This is a genomic window from Dialister succinatiphilus (assembly GCF_928721695.1).
GTDB classification, from domain to species: domain Bacteria; phylum Bacillota; class Negativicutes; order Veillonellales; family Dialisteraceae; genus Dialister; species Dialister succinatiphilus.
Genome location: NZ_OV788641.1, coordinates 378,281 through 395,026, shown reverse-complemented (window position 1 = coordinate 395,026; position 16,746 = coordinate 378,281). Strand labels below are relative to the sequence as shown.

The 16,746-nt window shown below is 51.2% G+C and carries 15 protein-coding genes and 1 riboswitch; of the genes, 13 read left to right on the top strand and 2 right to left on the bottom strand.

What is annotated here, in order from left to right:
- Window positions 1-7 precede the first annotated feature (7 nt).
- The 4 genes from NW747_RS01745 (at window position 8) to NW747_RS01730 (ending at window position 2,883) form a co-directional block, all read left to right on the top strand.
- Window positions 8-460, top strand: a complete 453-nt coding sequence (locus NW747_RS01745; RefSeq protein WP_008859878.1) for a VOC family protein — start codon at window positions 8-10, stop codon at window positions 458-460.
- An 82-nt stretch (window positions 461-542) separates the two neighbouring features.
- Window positions 543-2,072 carry a methylmalonyl-CoA decarboxylase subunit alpha gene (gene mmdA / locus NW747_RS01740; protein ID WP_273187770.1) on the top strand — a complete coding sequence of 510 codons (1,530 nt, stop codon included), beginning with the start codon at window positions 543-545 and terminating at the stop codon, window positions 2,070-2,072.
- A gap of 41 nt (window positions 2,073-2,113) precedes the next feature.
- On the top strand, window positions 2,114-2,428 hold the full coding sequence (locus NW747_RS01735; protein WP_008859880.1) for a hypothetical protein: 315 nt from the start codon (window positions 2,114-2,116) through the stop codon (window positions 2,426-2,428).
- Between the two features lie 38 nt (window positions 2,429-2,466).
- A complete protein-coding gene (locus tag NW747_RS01730; RefSeq protein ID WP_273096269.1) occupies window positions 2,467-2,883 on the top strand; it encodes an acyl-CoA carboxylase biotin carboxyl carrier protein subunit in 417 nt (138 codons plus the stop codon).
- 330 nt (window positions 2,884-3,213) lie between these two features.
- On the opposite strand, the gene NW747_RS01725 is transcribed toward NW747_RS01730, so the two are convergent.
- Entirely contained in the window at window positions 3,214-3,684 is a 471-nt protein-coding gene (locus NW747_RS01725; RefSeq protein WP_273187768.1) for a hypothetical protein, read from the bottom strand.
- 200 nt (window positions 3,685-3,884) lie between these two features.
- A riboswitch (cobalamin riboswitch) is annotated at window positions 3,885-4,057 on the top strand.
- A 231-nt stretch (window positions 4,058-4,288) separates the two neighbouring features.
- Here NW747_RS01725 and NW747_RS01720 point away from each other — a divergent pair.
- From NW747_RS01720 to NW747_RS01685, 8 genes are all read left to right on the top strand, one after another.
- Window positions 4,289-6,568, top strand: a complete 2,280-nt coding sequence (locus NW747_RS01720; RefSeq protein WP_273187766.1) for an acyl-CoA mutase large subunit family protein — start codon at window positions 4,289-4,291, stop codon at window positions 6,566-6,568.
- A gap of 1 nt (window position 6,569) precedes the next feature.
- On the top strand, window positions 6,570-8,765 hold the full coding sequence (scpA, locus tag NW747_RS01715) for a methylmalonyl-CoA mutase (RefSeq protein ID WP_008859884.1): 2,196 nt from the start codon (window positions 6,570-6,572) through the stop codon (window positions 8,763-8,765).
- An 11-nt stretch (window positions 8,766-8,776) separates the two neighbouring features.
- The gene (meaB, locus tag NW747_RS01710; protein ID WP_273187763.1) at window positions 8,777-9,943 is read left to right on the top strand and encodes a methylmalonyl Co-A mutase-associated GTPase MeaB; all 1,167 of its coding nucleotides are present in this window, start codon (window positions 8,777-8,779) and stop codon (window positions 9,941-9,943) included.
- Window positions 9,944-10,025: 82 nt separating this feature from the next.
- Entirely contained in the window at window positions 10,026-10,631 is a 606-nt protein-coding gene (locus tag NW747_RS01705; protein WP_273187761.1) for a peptide-methionine (S)-S-oxide reductase, read from the top strand.
- A 199-nt stretch (window positions 10,632-10,830) separates the two neighbouring features.
- The gene (locus tag NW747_RS01700) at window positions 10,831-11,499 is read left to right on the top strand and encodes a TerC family protein (protein ID WP_273187760.1); all 669 of its coding nucleotides are present in this window, start codon (window positions 10,831-10,833) and stop codon (window positions 11,497-11,499) included.
- 650 nt (window positions 11,500-12,149) lie between these two features.
- Entirely contained in the window at window positions 12,150-13,346 is a 1,197-nt protein-coding gene (sucC, locus tag NW747_RS01695) for an ADP-forming succinate--CoA ligase subunit beta (protein WP_273096328.1), read from the top strand.
- A gap of 12 nt (window positions 13,347-13,358) precedes the next feature.
- A complete protein-coding gene (gene sucD, locus NW747_RS01690; protein ID WP_273187758.1) occupies window positions 13,359-14,261 on the top strand; it encodes a succinate--CoA ligase subunit alpha in 903 nt (300 codons plus the stop codon).
- Between the two features lie 347 nt (window positions 14,262-14,608).
- Window positions 14,609-14,830 (top strand): RNA helicase, encoded by a 222-nt coding sequence (locus NW747_RS01685; RefSeq protein WP_273187757.1) that lies wholly within the window; start codon window positions 14,609-14,611, stop codon window positions 14,828-14,830.
- A gap of 245 nt (window positions 14,831-15,075) precedes the next feature.
- Here NW747_RS01685 and NW747_RS01680 read toward each other — a convergent pair whose 3' ends face one another.
- Entirely contained in the window at window positions 15,076-15,771 is a 696-nt protein-coding gene (locus NW747_RS01680) for a hypothetical protein (protein WP_273187755.1), read from the bottom strand.
- A 358-nt stretch (window positions 15,772-16,129) separates the two neighbouring features.
- Here NW747_RS01680 and NW747_RS01675 point away from each other — a divergent pair, with 358 nt between their 5' ends.
- Window positions 16,130-16,717, top strand: coding sequence for a phosphatase PAP2 family protein (locus NW747_RS01675; RefSeq protein WP_273187754.1), 588 nt, complete (start codon window positions 16,130-16,132; stop codon window positions 16,715-16,717).
- The last annotated feature ends 29 nt before the right edge of the window (window positions 16,718-16,746 follow it).

The window sequence follows — 16,746 nt, the reverse complement described above, 5'->3', positions numbered from 1 at the left end:
AGTTATTATGGCATTCAAAGTTTTAACTGTCGATCATGTTGGCGTAGCTGTTAAAGATCTCGCAAAGATTAAACAGCAGATGAAAGACATTTTCGGACTTGAACCTTCTCTGCCGGATGAAACCGTTGAAGAACAGCATGTAACAACAAGCTTCTTCAAACCATCCGCTCAGACCGAAGCTTGCGAACTCGAATTCCTGGGTTCCACCACTCCGGACGGCCCGATTGCTCGTTTCATTGAAAAAGCAAACAATGGCAAGAACGGTTTCCAGCATGTTGCTCTTCGTGTAGATGACATCGAAGCTGCTCTGGCTGATCTGCAGGCTAAAGAAGTTCCGCTCATCGACAAGAAGTTCCGCGTTGGTGCAGGCGGCTGTCATATTGCATTCTTGCATCCAAAGGCAACTGGCCTTCTGCTTGAACTGACAGAACGCCCCGGCGGCCCATCCTTCAAGAAATAATTTGAACGATGGCATATGACTTGCCCATTTGGGGCAAGTCATCCCCCCTGTGGGGGACCCTAAAATTTTTGGAGGTGTAAGAATGGCAACTGTTGAAGAAAGAATTGAACTTCTCCATAAAAACCTCGCTCATGTAGAGGCTATGGGTGGCGAAAAACGTATTGAAAAACAGCATGCAAAAGGCAAACTGACTGCTCGTGAAAGACTGGCTCTTCTGTTTGATGAAGGTACTTTCGTAGAAGTCAATGCCCTTGTAAAATCCCGCTGCCACAACTTCGGCCAGGAAAAGAAAGATCTCCCTGGTGAAGGCGTAGTAACAGGTTACGGCACTGTTGATGGAAGACTTGTATTTGCATTCGCTCAGGACTTCACTGTAGAAGGCGGCTCCCTTGGTGAAATGCATGCAGCTAAAATCGTTCACGTAAATGAACTGGCTCTGAAAGTCGGTGCACCTTGCGTAGGCCTGAACGATTCCGGCGGAGCTCGTATTCAGGAAGCTGTCGATGCCCTCTCCGGCTACGGCAAGATTTTCTGGTGCAACACCATTGCATCCGGCGTTATTCCTCAGATTTCCGCCATCATGGGACCATCTGCAGGCGGCGCTGTATACTCCCCGGCTCTGACCGACTTCATTTACATGGTTAAGAAAACATCCCAGATGTTCCTGACCGGCCCGGCTGTAGTTAAATCTGTAACCGGCGAAGTTATTACAGCAGAAGCTCTCGGCGGCGCAATGACCCACAACCGTACTTCCGGTGTAGCTCAGTTCGCAGCTGAAAACGACGAAGACTGCATTAAACAGATTCGTTACCTGCTCTCCTTCCTGCCTTCCAACAACATGGAAGATGCTCCTATCGTTGAAACCGGTGATGATCCCACAAGAACCGATCCGGCCCTCGATACCCTTATGCCTGAAAGCTCCAATGCTCCATATAACATGTACGATGTTATCAAGTCCATTGTAGATAACGGCGAATATTACGATGTAGCTAAGGAATTCGCAAAGAACATCATCACCTGCTTCGCTCGTATGGACGGACAGACTGTTGGTATCATTGCTAACCAGCCATCCTTCATGGCAGGCTGCCTTGACTACAACGCATCCGATAAAGCAGCTCGCTTCATTCGTTTCTGCGACTGCTTCAACATTCCTGTACTTAACCTCGTCGACGTACCAGGCTTCCTGCCCGGCAAACAGCAGGAATATGCCGGCGTAATTCGTCACGGCGCTAAGATGCTGTTCGCATACTGCGAAGCTACCGTTCCGAAGATCACCATGATTCTCCGTAAAGCATACGGCGGCTCCTACATTGCTATGTGCTCCCGTGAACAGGGCGCTGACCAGGTATTCGCTTGGCCGACCGCTGAAATCGCTGTTATGGGACCTGCAGGCGCAGCTAACATTATCTTCAAGAAAGATCCAGATAAAGAACAGCGTACCAAGGAATATGTCGAAGAATTCGCTACTCCTTACAAAGCTGCAGAACGCGGCTATGTAGATGCAGTTATCGATCCGAGAAACACTCGTCCGACAATCATCAATGCACTGAAGATGCTTGCTTCCAAGCACGAAGTACATCCGGCAAAGAAACACGGAAACATTCCGCTCTAATATTTGCCGCTTAAATACTCTAATTGAAAGGATGGGTACAGATGGATAACAGTACAGTTATGTATATCGCGGTATTTGCTGCCGTTGTTGCAGTAATTGCCCTGATCATGATCTGGCAGGTACGTTCATCTCTCAATCAGTCCGCAGCACCGGCACCGGCCGCAGCTCCCAAGAGAGCAGCTGCAGCTCCTAAAGCAGCTCCCAAAGCTGCTGACAATGGTGCAGTCGTAGCAGCAATTGCTGCTGCTATCGTTGCTATGGGTGGCGGCGAAATCGTCTCCATCCGCCCGGCAGCTAGAACCGGCTGGACAACCGCAGCCCGCATTGCAGGCGTTTCCGGCAATCAGCAGTTCTAATTGAAAGTTGAAAGTACAATCATTTAGGAGGAAAGACAATGAGAAAATTTACTGTAACAGTTAACGGCCAGGATTACGATGTAGTAGTTAAAGATGGCGGCGCTGCAGCAGCAGCTCCGGCTCCGGCAGCAGCTCCGAAAGCAGCTCCGGCTCCAGCAGCAGCTCCGGCTCCGGCAGCAGCTCCGGCTCCGGCTCCCGCTCCGGCTCCGGCTCCCGCTCCGGCAGCAGCTCCTGCAGGTGCAGGCGAATCCGTTGAAGCTCCGATGCCTGGTAAAGTTATCCGCATCAACAAACATGTTGGTGATGCAGTAGCTTCCGGCGATGAAGTCCTCGTTCTCGAAGCTATGAAGATGGGCAACCCGATCATGGCTCCATGCGATGGCAAAGTAACCTCCATGCAGGTTTCCGAAGGCCAGAGCGTACAGGGCGGCGATCCGCTGTTCACCGTTGGCTAATCCCAGCTTGAACTATGCATAAGAAAAAGCAGTGCTTCGGCACTGCTTTTTTTATTGCCTTCATGGTATGAGAGCGAGAAAAATCTCTTTACATGATTGCAGTCTTTTCCCCTGTGCCAAAGTTCATTTCTCATTCCCCTTCTGTTCTGTAATGCCCTTTATGATCATGGTCTTCTTCTATGAAAAGAAATGATAACTCCCTTTTTGTCTCCCTTATTTCTTCTATTCGTGGAAATATGGAAAAGTGAGGTGCCCCTTGGTTCTCAGGGCGCTTAAGAGCCTGTAATTTCTATTGATCTAGAACGTTAAGAAAGACAACTCTCTGCTTTCTTAATCACTTTCATCCTCCATCTGGGCCATGAGGAGGCCAAGCATAGTGAGGCCTGCCCGTTCCAGGGGATAATCCTTTGGGAAAACAGCGGCTATGCCATAGCGAAAGAGTGTTTCTTTCTCTTTTTCTTCTCCCTGCTGTAAAGCAATCAGGATGTCATCCCTGCCTTGCAGGGTGAGGGCTCTTTCCAGCTCCACTGTCAGACGGACTCTATGGGGACTGTCGGTACTGAAGTAAATGAAATGGACATCGTTTTCTATGGCATGGCGCGCGGTGTCTTCCGGGGTTTCCATAGAGCCTACATCCACGTCCCAGCCTCCATCGGCGAAGGTGGTGGCAGCCAGCTTCCTTTCTTCTTTGGAATGGTCTTCTTCCATGTCTGCCATGTAGAGACGAGGCCTTCTGCCTTCCATGTCTGCCAATTTTTTTGTCAGTTCTACCGACTTCTGACGTTCCATTTCCTGATTCATTATGATTCTCCTTATTTGTGAAATAATGAATGACCAATGAATTATTCATTCTTTATCCATTATACTTTCTTTTATGCCTTTATTTCAAATAGTATTTGCAAATAAAATTATAAATTAACAATAAAATTAGACAAAAATTACAGTAAAATAATTGACACTTAGAAATTAATGAATTATACTGTGGATGTAGTCTTTTGGACAATTTCACATTTCTGACAGATGCGAAAGCATAAAAGAGAATCCGGTATAAGCCGGAGCGGTCCCGCCACTGTAAGGAGGAGTTCCTGCTCAAAAATGTCACTGGGGAAACCTGGGAAGGCGAGCAGGAATGAGGAGTCCAAGCCAGGAGAACTATCTGTCAAAGAATCACCGTTAGGGAAGCTCGATTTTCAAAATAAATCCTGCTTCCAGAAACCTGCGAATGATGGGGAGGGGATTGGGACATATTGTCCCTTTGACCGGCTGCCATCCATAGGTGCCGGCTTTTTTCATGCCAACATACCTTTAAGGAGGTGAAACTCGGGGTCATGGTGGAATTGTCCGGAGAAGTTCTGATACTATCGGAATCTCTGCTTCTCTCATGTTGTTAAAGGAGGATATATTCATGGATGAACAGAAATCCCAGGAACCGGTAAAACAGCTGACAGATAAAGAGCTTGAAGCGATCCTTAAAAAATCTGAAGGAAAAACGGATTTCCCGGCAGTTAAATTTGATGAATTCACACCGCCCACATGGGAAGAATGGGTGGATGCCTGCAATGCACTTCTCAAAGGCAAGCCTTTTGATAAACTCATGTATACGAAAACTTATGAAGGCATTACGTTCGATCCCATTTACACGCTCCGCACCGGTCCTGTAGCTATGGATAAGGACCTGCCTCTTGATGATTATCCAGGGATGGGTGATTATCTCCGGGGGTCCACGGTGAATGGCTATAAGGAAGCGCCCTGGGGCATTGCCCAGGCCTGCGACGAGACGCTGCCTTCCGAAAATAATGAGCTTTTGAAGCATGAAATCGATAAGGGGTCCACGGTGTATAATGTCCGTCTTGACAGTGCATCCATGGATGGTGTGGATGTGAAGGATGCGGAAAAACCGGGGGACACCGGCGTATCTATTACGACGCTGGAAGACATGGCTCATCTTCTGGATGGCCTTGATCTTAAGACCTATCCTTTCATGATGTACTGCGGACCTTCCGCTGTCCGCATGATTGCACTGGCAGCTGCTGCATTGAAAGCAAAGGGAAAAGATACCAGTGAACTTCATGGTGTAATCGGTGCCAATCCTTTGGCTCAGCTGGCAAAGAATGGTACTCTGATCAAGCCGCTCTCTGCCTGCTATGACGACATGGCAGAATCTATCCGCTGGGCCAGGAAGAATGCACCCCATCTTCGTACCATCATGGCGAGAAGCGAAGTGTTCTCCAGAGGCGGTGCCAATGCAGTGCAGGAAGTGGCTTATACCTTCGCCATGGCGGTGGAATATATCCGGGAAATGGAAAAAAGAGGAGTTTCCATTCATGATATAGCCCAGTCCATCAATTTCGGATTCAATGTGGGTAACGTATTCTTTATTGAAATCGCCAAACTTCGGGCTGCCCGGGAAGTATGGGCCAATATCATGAAGGCCTTCGGCGCAAAAGAAGCAGACAGGAGCTGCCGTATCCATTCCCGTCCCGCTTATTTCTACCGCACCATTTTTGATGCCGGCGTCAATATGCTTAGAAATACGACAGCCATGTTCTCCGCCGTGGTGGGCGGCGTAGATACCTACGAAAACGAGCCCTATGATGAAACGGTGAGAAAGGGGGATGAATTCTCCCGCCGTATAGCAAGAAATGCCCATATTATCCTGCAGGAAGAATTCGGCATGCTTCGTCCTATCGACCCTGCCGGCGGTTCCTGGGCCTTGGAACATCTGACGAAGGAAATGGCTGAAAAAATCTGGAAGGAATTCCAGAAAATCGAGTCCATGGGCGGCTTTACGAAAGCCCTGGAAGCCGAATATCCGCAGGAACAGATCCTTGATATCCTGAAGCAGCGTTTCAAGGCACTGGATTTCCGCAAAGACCGGGCTGTAGGAAACAACATGTATCCGAACATGGCGGAAGAACTCATCGAACCAAGACCGGAAGATACACCGACTCTCAAGAAACAGCTGGTGAAAGGAGTAGAAGATTACAGGAAGGACATGGACAAGGAGTATCTGGGTAAAAAACTGGAAGAACTGGAAGCATCTCCGGCTGCCGGAAAGCTGGATAAGGCTATCGAAGCCTTTTCTGCCGGTGCCACCCAGAACGAGGTCTATAAGGCCATGACTCCGGATGGGGAAGCAGAAAAAGTTCGTCCTATCACGGAACACCGCTGGACAGAAAGGTTTGAGCGTCTCCGCTTTGATACGGAAAATTATAAGAAAGAAACAGGAAAGAATGTGGAAGTCTTCCTGGCCAATATGGGACGTATCCCGCAGCACAAGGCAAGGGCCGATTTTTCCACTTCGTTCCTGCAGGTAGGTGAATTCAATGTGCATTTGAACAACGGCTTCCAGGATGACGAAGGAAAACCGGGCTCCCGCTGGGATAAATGCGTGGAAGCGCTGAAAGCTGGCTGTGACGATAAGGGTACGCCCTATGACTGCGCGGTCATCTGCTCCAAGGATGATACCTATCCTGAAGATGTACCGGCTCTGGCTCCCCGGCTGAAGGAAGTGCTTGGTAAAGGAAAACTGTTCCTGGCAGGAGCTGCACCAAAAGATCTGGAGCAGACATACCGTGATGCCGGTATTGACGATTTCATCAGTGTGAAGGCAAACTGCTATGAGATCATCCGCAGTCTTCAGAGGGAAAAAGGCATGAAGATTACGGAAGAGGAGGTAAAATAATATGGCAATGAATCCCGATTTCACAAAACTGGACCTGGAAAATCATCCTTCCTGTGATTACGATGTCTGGAAAACAGGGCTGGAAGAAACGACGGGCAAATCCTACAATGATTTGTACGACACCACCCTGGAGCGTATCCCCGTAGGCCCGCTGTATACCAAAGATATTTATAAGGAATGCAATCATCTGGATTTCATGAGCGGCATTCCTCCGTTTCTGAGAGGCCCCTACTCCACCATGTATGTATTCCGTCCATGGACAGTACGTCAGTATGCCGGCTTCTCCACAGCCGAAGAATCCAACGCCTTTTATAAGAGAAACCTGGCTGCCGGACAGAAGGGGCTGTCCATTGCATTCGACCTTCCTACGCACCGGGGCTACGATGCGGATAACCCCCGCGTAGTAGGCGATGTGGGCAAGGCAGGCGTATCGGTATGCTCCATGCTGGATATGAATATCCTCTTTGACGGTATCCCTCTGGACCAGATGTCCGTATCCATGACTATGAATGGCGCCGTGCTTCCCATCCTGGCTTTCTTCATCTGCGCCGGCATTGAGCAGGGGGTAGATAGGAAAATCCTCCAGGGCACCATCCAGAACGATATCCTGAAGGAATTCATGGTCCGCAACACCTACATCTATCCGCCGGCCATGTCCATGCGTATCATCGGCGATATCTTCGAATACACCACCAAGTACATGCCGAAGTTCAATTCCATTTCCATTTCCGGCTACCACATCCAGGAATGCGGCGCTACCTGCGACCTGGAACTGGGTTATACCCTGGCTGATGGCATGGAATACATCCGCTGCGGTGAAAAAGCAGGACTGCCGGTGGATGCTTTCGCCAAGCGTCTGTCCTTCTTCTGGGATCAGGGCAAGAACTACTTCATGGAAGTAGCCAAGATGAGGGCTGCCAGAGTGCTGTGGGCTAAGATTCTGAAAGGCTTTGGCGCCAAAAATCCGAAGTCCATGGCTCTTCGTACCCATTCGCAGACCTCCGGCTGGTCCCTTACCGAACAGGATCCTTTCAACAATATCACCAGAACCTGTATGGAAGCCATGTCCGCAGCCCTGGGCCACACCCAGTCCCTGCACACTAATGCCCTGGACGAAGCCATCGCGCTGCCTACAGACTTCTCCGCCCGTCTGGCAAGAAATACCCAGCTCTATATCCAGGATGAAACGAAGGTCTGCAAGATTATCGATCCCTGGGGCGGTTCCTACTATCTGGAATACCTGACCAATGAAATGATTAAACGGTCCTGGGCCCATATCCAGGAAGTGGAATCCCTGGGTGGCATGGCCAAGGCTATTGCCACAGGCCTTCCGAAGATGCGTATCGAGGAATGCGCTGCCCGCCGCCAGGCTGACATTGATTCCGGCAGAGAAACCATTGTGGGCCTGAACAAGTATCGTCTGGCCAAGGAAGACCCGTTGAACGTACTCTCCATTGATAATACCGCCGTACGGAATGCGCAGATTAAACGCCTTGAGAAACTCCGCTCCATCCGGGACCCTGAGAAAGTACGCCGGGACCTGGAACACATTACCAAGTGTGCGGAAAGCAGGGACAATGGCAACCTTCTGGACGCTGCCGTACAGGCAGCCCATGACCGCTGCTCTCTGGGTGAAATTTCCGACGCTGTGGAAAAGGTATCCGGCCGCTACAATGCCACCATCCATACCGTATCCGGCGTGTACTCCAGCGAATTCCAGGATAACGGCCAGTTTGACAAGGCGAAGAAACTGATTGAAGAATTTGATGCACTCGAAGGCCGCCGTCCCCGTATCTTCTTCTGCAAGATGGGTCAGGACGGTCATGACAGAGGCCAGAAGGTACTGGCATCCTCCTTCGCCGACATGGGCTGGGACGTGGACGTAGGTCCCCTGTTCCAGACACCGGAAGAAGCGGCCCAGGATGCCGTAGATAACGATGTTCATATTGTTGGCTTCTCCTCTTTGGCTGCAGGACACAAGACACTGCTTCCAGCCCTGGTGGAAGAACTGAAGAAACGGGGCCGCAGTGATATCCTCGTCTGCATTGGCGGCGTTATCCCGCCCCAGGATTACCAGTACCTCTATGACCATGGCGCCACTGCTATCTTTGGACCGGGCACCAACATTCCGAAGTGCTGCATCGAACTTCTGCAGATCCTTGTGGACCGTGCCAAAGCCGAAGCCAGGGAAGGATAAGGTAAGCGCTTATGCCTGATAACGATGATGACCTGAGACCCAGCTGGGTGCCGAAGGAAAAGAACCCTGAATTTGCCTGTACCGTTATGCGCGGCATTGACAGTGCCGTGAACAGCGTTACCAGTGCCAAGTATTACCCAAAGGAAAATCTCCGCCGCATACCGCTTCGGAAGAAAATGAGCGTGGAAGAATATGTGGAAGGCGTGAAAAAGGGGGACCGTATGATTCTGGCCAAGGCCATTACCCTCATTGAGAGTAACGCCCCCAAAGACTTCGACAAGGCCCAGCGGGTCCTGCAGGCACTCCTTCCCAGGACAGGACATTCCCTCCGTATCGGCATCACCGGGGTCCCCGGCGCAGGCAAGAGTACCTTCATCGAAGCCTTCGGGCAGCTCCTCTGTCAGCAGGGCTATAAAGTAGCCGTGCTGGCGGTGGACCCTACCAGCTCCATCACCGGCGGTTCCATTCTGGGCGATAAGACCAGGATGCAGAAACTGTCCCGGGAACCGAACTGTTTCATCAGGCCCTCTCCCTCCGGCGGTACCCTGGGAGGCGTGGCCAGGAAGAGCCGTGAAACCATGATGCTCTGCGAAGCGGCAGGCTGTGATGTGATCCTGGTAGAAACAGTAGGTGTAGGCCAGTCAGAAACCACAGTCCGTTCCATGGTAGATTTCTTTATGCTGGTGGTTCTTACCGGTGCCGGCGATGACCTGCAGGGCATCAAGAAAGGCATTATGGAACTGGCCGATGCCATCGTGGTGAACAAGGCCGATGGGGACAATCTGGAAAGAGCTAAGGTCACCCAGGGAGAATACGAACGGATGGTGGAATTTATCCGCCCCGCTACGGAAGGCTGGAAAACCCATGCCTACCGCTGCTCTGCTCTGCAGAAAACGGGACTTCTGGAATTGTGGGCGGTGATGCGGGAATTTGAAAAGGTGACGAAAAAATCCGGCGCCTTTGAAAACCGCCGCCAGCGCCAGATCATCGCCTGGGTCAAAACCATGATTGACGAGCATCTGCACAATCTCTTCTATGAAGACCCTGTCATCAAAGGCAGACTTCCGGAAGTGAGGGCAGCCGTGCTGGCAGGGGTGGTATCACCCAGCCAGGCAGTGGCGGAACTGATCAAGACCTTCGATCTTGATCGCGCCGCCGCCCGCCATTTGGATTCATAAGGAAATCCGACCTGCGAAAAGGGGGAGCGTCCATTACGGGGCCGCTCCCCCTTTCGCTAAGTCCAAAGTCAAGGAGGAAATCATGTATATCAATGGAGCATTCATGAAAGAACTGTACCTGGCGGGAGGACCCTACTACGGACTGCAGGAAGTTTTCTCCCGGGTCAAAGGCGTGGCCCGGGTGCGGGCAGGTTTTGCCAATTGCAGCACCGACTCCCCTTCCAAAGAAGACATATACAGCGGGAAAGTGGAAGGCAGGGAATGCATACAGGTCATTTACAACCCGAAGAAAATCGACATTGTCAGCCTCCTTTCCCTTTTCTTTACCATTATCAACCCCTATACTGACGGCATCCAGGGGAAAGCCGAGGGACCTCAGTTCCGGAGCGGCGTTTACTACACCAGCCCTGAAGATACCATGCAGATCAGCTATTACCTGACATTCCTGCAGAACCGCGGCATCCACCGCCGCATGACCGAAGCGGCAGTGGTATTCAATGCATTTGAAGGAGAAGGCGGAAGGCGGCCGCCGATTCGGACGGAAATGAAGAGGCTGGAAAACTTCTACGAAGCGCCGGAAGAAGAACAGTACTTCCTGAGAAAGCACCCCGGCACCTACACGCCCATCCATATAGACCTTCTGGAAGAACTGGGAACCATTGGGAAAGCGGAGAATGAAAGGAAGTAAGACTCCTGTTTCCGCCATCCGCCATGGAAAGCCATGGATCTCAAGCTCTGGAAGGATGGATTGCTCCTAGGCACTTACCATCTGCGTCCTGTTTATTTGACAGGGCAGGCAGAACGGCTATAATAAGGACTGACAGTTATTCATTGAAAAGAAACGGCAGTGAATCATGCCGTTTCTTTTATTGTGAGGAGAAGAAACCATGGAAATATTTACACTGCAGTTTTGGCTCAGCGTAGGAGCTATTATATTGATGGATTTATCCCTTGGCGGTGATAACGCGGTGGTCATTGCCATGGCTTCCAACCGCCTGCCGGAAAAGGAGCGGAAGAAAGCCATCCTCATCGGCACCATAGGCGCCGTAGGCCTCCGCATGGCTCTGACTGCTGTGGCCGTATGGCTTCTTACCATTCCCTATCTCCAGGTGCTGGGCGGCATCCTCCTGATTCCCATTGCCATCCACCTTCTGGCACCGGGCGATGAAGATCCCCATATAGAAGCATCCGATAATCTGTGGACGGCGGTGAAAACCATTATTCTGGCAGATTTCCTCATGTCCATCGACAATATCCTCTCTGTCGCCGGTGCCGCCAACGGCGATTTCCTTCTGGTAGTCTTCGGCCTCATGGTGAGCATCCCCATCATCGTCATGGGCAGCCAGCTCATAGGAAAAGTACTGGACCGCTTCCCCTTCCTCATGTACGCCGGCGCCGCCATGATCGACTGGACCTCCGGCACCATGTTCCTCCACGACAAGGTGCTGGGCCCGGTGATTACCGCTGCTTTTGGCAGCTGGATAGAAACGGGCCTCCCCGCTTTTCTGGCCCTGGCGGTCTGCGTCCTGGGATACTTGAAAAGCCACAGGAAATAAAAATCTCCACGTCAAAAAGGCCTCACAGATAGCTGTGAAGCCTTTTATCGTGGAAAAGAACACACCACATGGCAGGCATTCCATATCCTGCCTTACCCCTGGCCGATGTATGCTTTTCCTATTTCCTTGGTTTCAGTGCACTGAAGGGAAACGGCCTTCCTGCTTCCATCCCCTCCCTCCTGCTCCATGGATGGGCGCCTGCAGGATTTCTGAGAGGATTTTGCCGGTTGGCTGTTTCTATAGGGATAGTCATGGAGAAAGGGAAGGCGTATCAGCCCGGGGAGAGTCTATGCCAGGAATCGATTTTTTATCCTGCTGGTATATGGTCAAAAAGGCCTGGAAAGAGGTGACCCTGGCGCCTTGGAGAGTCTTTCTGCCTGAAATGCTCCTGCACAGGCAAGGCCATCATGCAATGGAGATATAACTCTTCCAATTCCAGTATATTATCCCTTTTTCTCACCATACCCTATATAGGCTATGCTAATTTTGCAAAGAGTACCTTATTTATGAAACTTCACCTTTTTTGCTGACACATAAGGTGATATGATAGGAAATGTAATTTGATCATCGAAAATGAGAGGAAGACCGTTTTTCGCGCCTTCCCCTGGAACCGCAGAGGCGGTTCTTTCATTTCCAAAAGGGGGATGTTTATGAATATACATGAGTATCAGAGCAAGGCCATTATGAAGGAATATGGCATTCATGTGCCAGAAGGATATCCCGCATTCACCGTGGAGGATGCGGTGGCTGCAGCGAAGCGTATCGGCACACCGGTGGTGGTTGTGAAGGCCCAGATTCATGCCGGCGGCCGGGGAGAAGCGGGAGGCGTCAAGCTGGCCCATTCTCCGGAAGAAGTGAGAAAATATGCCAAAGAGCTTCTGGGCAGCATCCTTGTGACCCGCCAGACCGGGCCCCAGGGAAAGAAAGTGAATCGTCTTCTCATCGAAGCAGGCGCCCACATCAAGAAGGAATATTATATTTCCTTTGTGGTGGACAGGGAATCCCGGTGCGTGGTGATGATGGCTTCCGAGTCTGGCGGCATGGCCATTGAAGATGTGGCTGCAGAAAATCCCGAAGCCATTCTGAAGGAATATATCGACCCGGCCATCGGCCTGGCCGATTTCCAGGCCAACCGCATGGCTTATGCTCTTCATATGGAGCCGGCGGTGGTGCCGAAGGCGAAGACTTTTATGAAATATCTGTACAAGCTGTTTGTGGATAAGGACTGCTCCCTGGCAGAATGCAATCCCCTGGTGGTGACAGAGGAAAATGAAGTGCTGGCTCTGGATGCCAAGCTGAATTTTGATGACAGTACCCTGTCCCGTCATCCGGAAATCGTGGCTCTCCGGGATATTACGGAAGAGGACCAGAAGGAAAGAGAAGCGGCGGCAGAAGGATTGAACTATGTAAACCTGGGCGGCGATGTGGCCTGCATGGTGAATGGTGCCGGCCTGGCTATGGCTACGGTGGATATTATAAAGGAAAACGGAGGAGAACCGGCCAATTTCCTGGATGTAGGCGGCGATTCCACACCTGAGAAAATCGTGGCTGCTTTCAAAATCATGCTGGAAGATGACCAGGTGCATGGCATTCTGATCAATATTTTCGGCGGTATCAATAAGTGCGATGTCATTGCCACAGGCATTGTGGAGGCAGCAGCGCTCCTTTCCGGCGGAAAGGAAGAGTTCCCCATTCCTGTGGTGGTGCGTCTGGAAGGACGGAATGTGGAAAAAGGACGGAAGATTCTGGAAGAAGCCCACATTGTGAACCTTTTCCCTGCTTCTTCCATGGATGAGGGCGCTAAGAAAGTGATTCGCCTGGCGAAAGAGCAGAAGGAAAAGAAATAAGGAGGGCTGGTTATGAGCATATTAATCCATAAAGATACGAAGGTTATTGTACAGGGCATTACCGGCAGGGCAGCCCGTTTCCATACAGAACAGATGCAGGCTTACGGTACGAATATCGTAGGCGGTACGGCACCGGGAAAGGCGGGCCAGGTGTGCTGCGGTGTTCCGGTGTTCAATACGGTGAGAGACGCAGTGGCTGTGACCGGCGCCAATGCATCCGTCATTTTCGTGCCGGCTCCCTTTGCAGCTGATGCCATTCTGGAAGCGGTGGAAGCAGGTCTTGATCTGGTGGTATGCATTACAGAGCATATCCCAGTGGAGGACATGGTGAAGGTGCATCGTTATATGGAAGGGAAAAAGACCCGTCTCATCGGGCCGAACTGTCCCGGCATCATTTCTGTGGATGAAGCCAATATCGGCATCATTCCCTCCCAGATTTATAAAAAAGGCCATGTAGGCGTCGTATCCAAATCCGGTACATTGACCTACGAAGCCACCTACCAGCTCACAGAGGCAGGTATTGGCCAGACCACGGCCATCGGCATCGGCGGTGACCCCATCAAGGGGATGGATTTCATTGATACCCTGACCCTTTTCAATGAAGATCCGGAAACGGAAGCGGTGCTTATGATTGGTGAAATCGGCGGTAATGCAGAGGAAAGGGCGGCTCAGTGGATCAAGGAACATATGAAGAAGCCTGTGGCTGCTTTCATCGCAGGCCGCATGGCGCCTCCAGGAAAGCGCATGGGTCATGCGGGGGCCATCATTTCCGGCGGCAAGGGCACGGCGGCTGAAAAGATTGCTGCCTTGAACGCTGTAGGCATTCCGGTGGCCAGGACTGTAGCGGATATCGGAGAAACGGTCATCAAACTGCTGAAGGAAAAGGGCATTTATGAGGACTGCCATACCTGCTGACGGGCCAAATTAATAAAAAACTGACTTCATGGTGGAATGTGATTCTGCCAGGAAGTCAGTTTTTTTATGGGTTCATATAGTTTTTTATAATCATCAGCCCTTTGCGGAGACGGGCCGTATTTCCGGCGGAGCACAGGGATACACGGAGAAAACTGCTTTCTTCGTGGTTTGAAGCCATAAAACGGCCGGATGGAAGGAAGTCGGGTCCGCCTTGGCGGCAGGGCGGCGCTGTATTCGATTGCGGAAATTGCAGATACAGTGAAGGGGCTGTAATAGAAACGGACTTGACGAAGCCTCTCCTTTCCGCTATTGTAAGGATAAGTCTTTAGGAAGCGGAGGAAGGCAGTATGTTCTCAAAATTTCAGGATTTTCTTCTGGTGGTGGTTCTCTTCTACTCCATTTACCGTATCGGCTTCGGAGAAGGCGTCACTACGGTGAACCTTTTCATCCTTCTCTGTGCTGTGGTGGCGGTCATTTCCATGGCCCTCAAACGGAGCGGTGCCTATGACAGGGCCCACAAGCAGAGGGAAGAGGCTATGAAGAAAAAAGAGGAAAATAAGGAAAAATAAAAAGAGCCGGAAAGGCTCTTTTTTTCATGGAAAATAGGAGGGATAGCCGTTATCGGCTGTCGGCTGTCGGTTGTCCGCTATCCGATGTTTGCTATTCGCCGGGCGGCTTTTCACTGATGAGTCATCGGCCAGTCCCGTGACGCTGGCTTTACATCATCGCCGCGCTGGGGGCAATCCGCAACTCTCTGGCCCAAATACTCTCAAACCTGAGAGTATTAAGAACCTGGGGCCCGTTATCCATTCCCCTATGAATCCTCTGCACCTGCAGGGGGCAGCTCCGCCATTTTCCCAAAGGGAATGCCTCTGGTATCCTGTTTATGGTCGGAAATGAAAAGGGTAAGGAGAACATCCTCTTCTTTTTCTATGATGACAGCGGTTATGTAGACCAGCTGGGTCATGCCGCCCCCGGTGAGGAGAAAGCTGGCACTGCCCTGTACGTAGGGAATGTCACCATCTTCCGATTTTTCCTCCCAGCCGGTGAATTTGCGGAGGCGGATGTGGGAGCTGTCCCTGTTGGTGATGGATGAGAGCCTGTCTTCCGGAAGATTTTCCTTAAAGCGGTCTTTCCATAATTGAAATTCTTCTTTGGGCAGGGAGAGTGAGACGCGGTAGCCGCCGTAGTAGCGGCGGCCCTGGCAGCGGACCTGCTCCAAAGAGGCCTCCCTTCCCAGAGAGACAATGAGACTAGCCAGCTCTTCATGGTATTCCGGATGATCAGGGAAAAGGGGAAGCGATTCCATTTCATGGGCCAGCTTTTCTTCCAGATCCTCCCGGGCAAAGAATTCTTTCATTTTCTTTCCTATAAAGCTGTCGTCCGCAGAGGTGACGGTGATGGAGGTCTCCATCATTCTGGCGTATCGACCGGAAAAGGTAAGGGCGTTTAAGAGGATAATGCCTGCCACTGCCAGGATGAAGGCCAGGGTAATCAGTACTTTTCTCATGGTAGTCCTTTCTTGTGGATTCATTATACCATGAGGGCGGTGCCTTATGGCCGGAGGAGATTTCTGGCGGCCTGGCGGTCTGGTCTGTGCCGCTTATGATATGGACTGCAGTGCTTTCCTGCCGGCTGGTATGTAGGGGCTTAGAGTTTCCATCGATGCGTACCGGGATTCTTCGAGGTGTTTGGAATGACTGTGCCCGGTGGGGCCGTAAAACCCTGACGCAAAGCTCTGCCAACCTATCCCTTCCGAACTTACAACCGGGCCTGCCCTTTTTGTCAAACAGTGGGGATTATGATAAAATTAAAAACATAGGAAAGCGGCAGAGGCGGCGGCTTCTCCCGGAAAGAGGTGCTTTTTCATGAATCCGGATTTAGACATAGTAAGAAAAATCAATGGGCTGGCCGGCAGGGTGCGGCCCTTTGACCTGATGATGGATCTGATTGCCCGCTACGGGCATTGGGCATTTGTGATTTACGGCCTGTTTCTCTGGTTTACTCCCGGGAAGGATCGGGAGGTGCGGCGGCGCTGCTGCATTCTTTCGTTCCTGGGCGTATGCGTGGCATCTCTGATTTCCTTTGCCCTTGGCAAAATATGGTTCAGAAAACGGCCGTTTACCCGGGATTACCGGATATGGAACTTTACAGGCCATAAGGCCAATGCGTCTTTCCCCAGCAACCATACCATGAACGGTGCGGTGGTGGTGATGGAGCTTCTATCCATGCACATGAAGGGGTCCAGGCTGATGACCTTCATGGCCATGATTCTGGCCTTTTCCAGACTCTTTGCAGGGGTGCACTATCCCAGCGATCTTCTGGGCGGCACGGCCGTGGCCTTCCTGGTACACCGCGCCCTGCAGTCCATAGCCCATTCTCCCTTTATCCGCTTTCTCACCGTGATTTCTTCTCTGATCAGTGATGAAGCTATTCGCAGAATCAGAGGGCGGTGATTGGGATGGCAGGAGAGAAGAGTGACAGA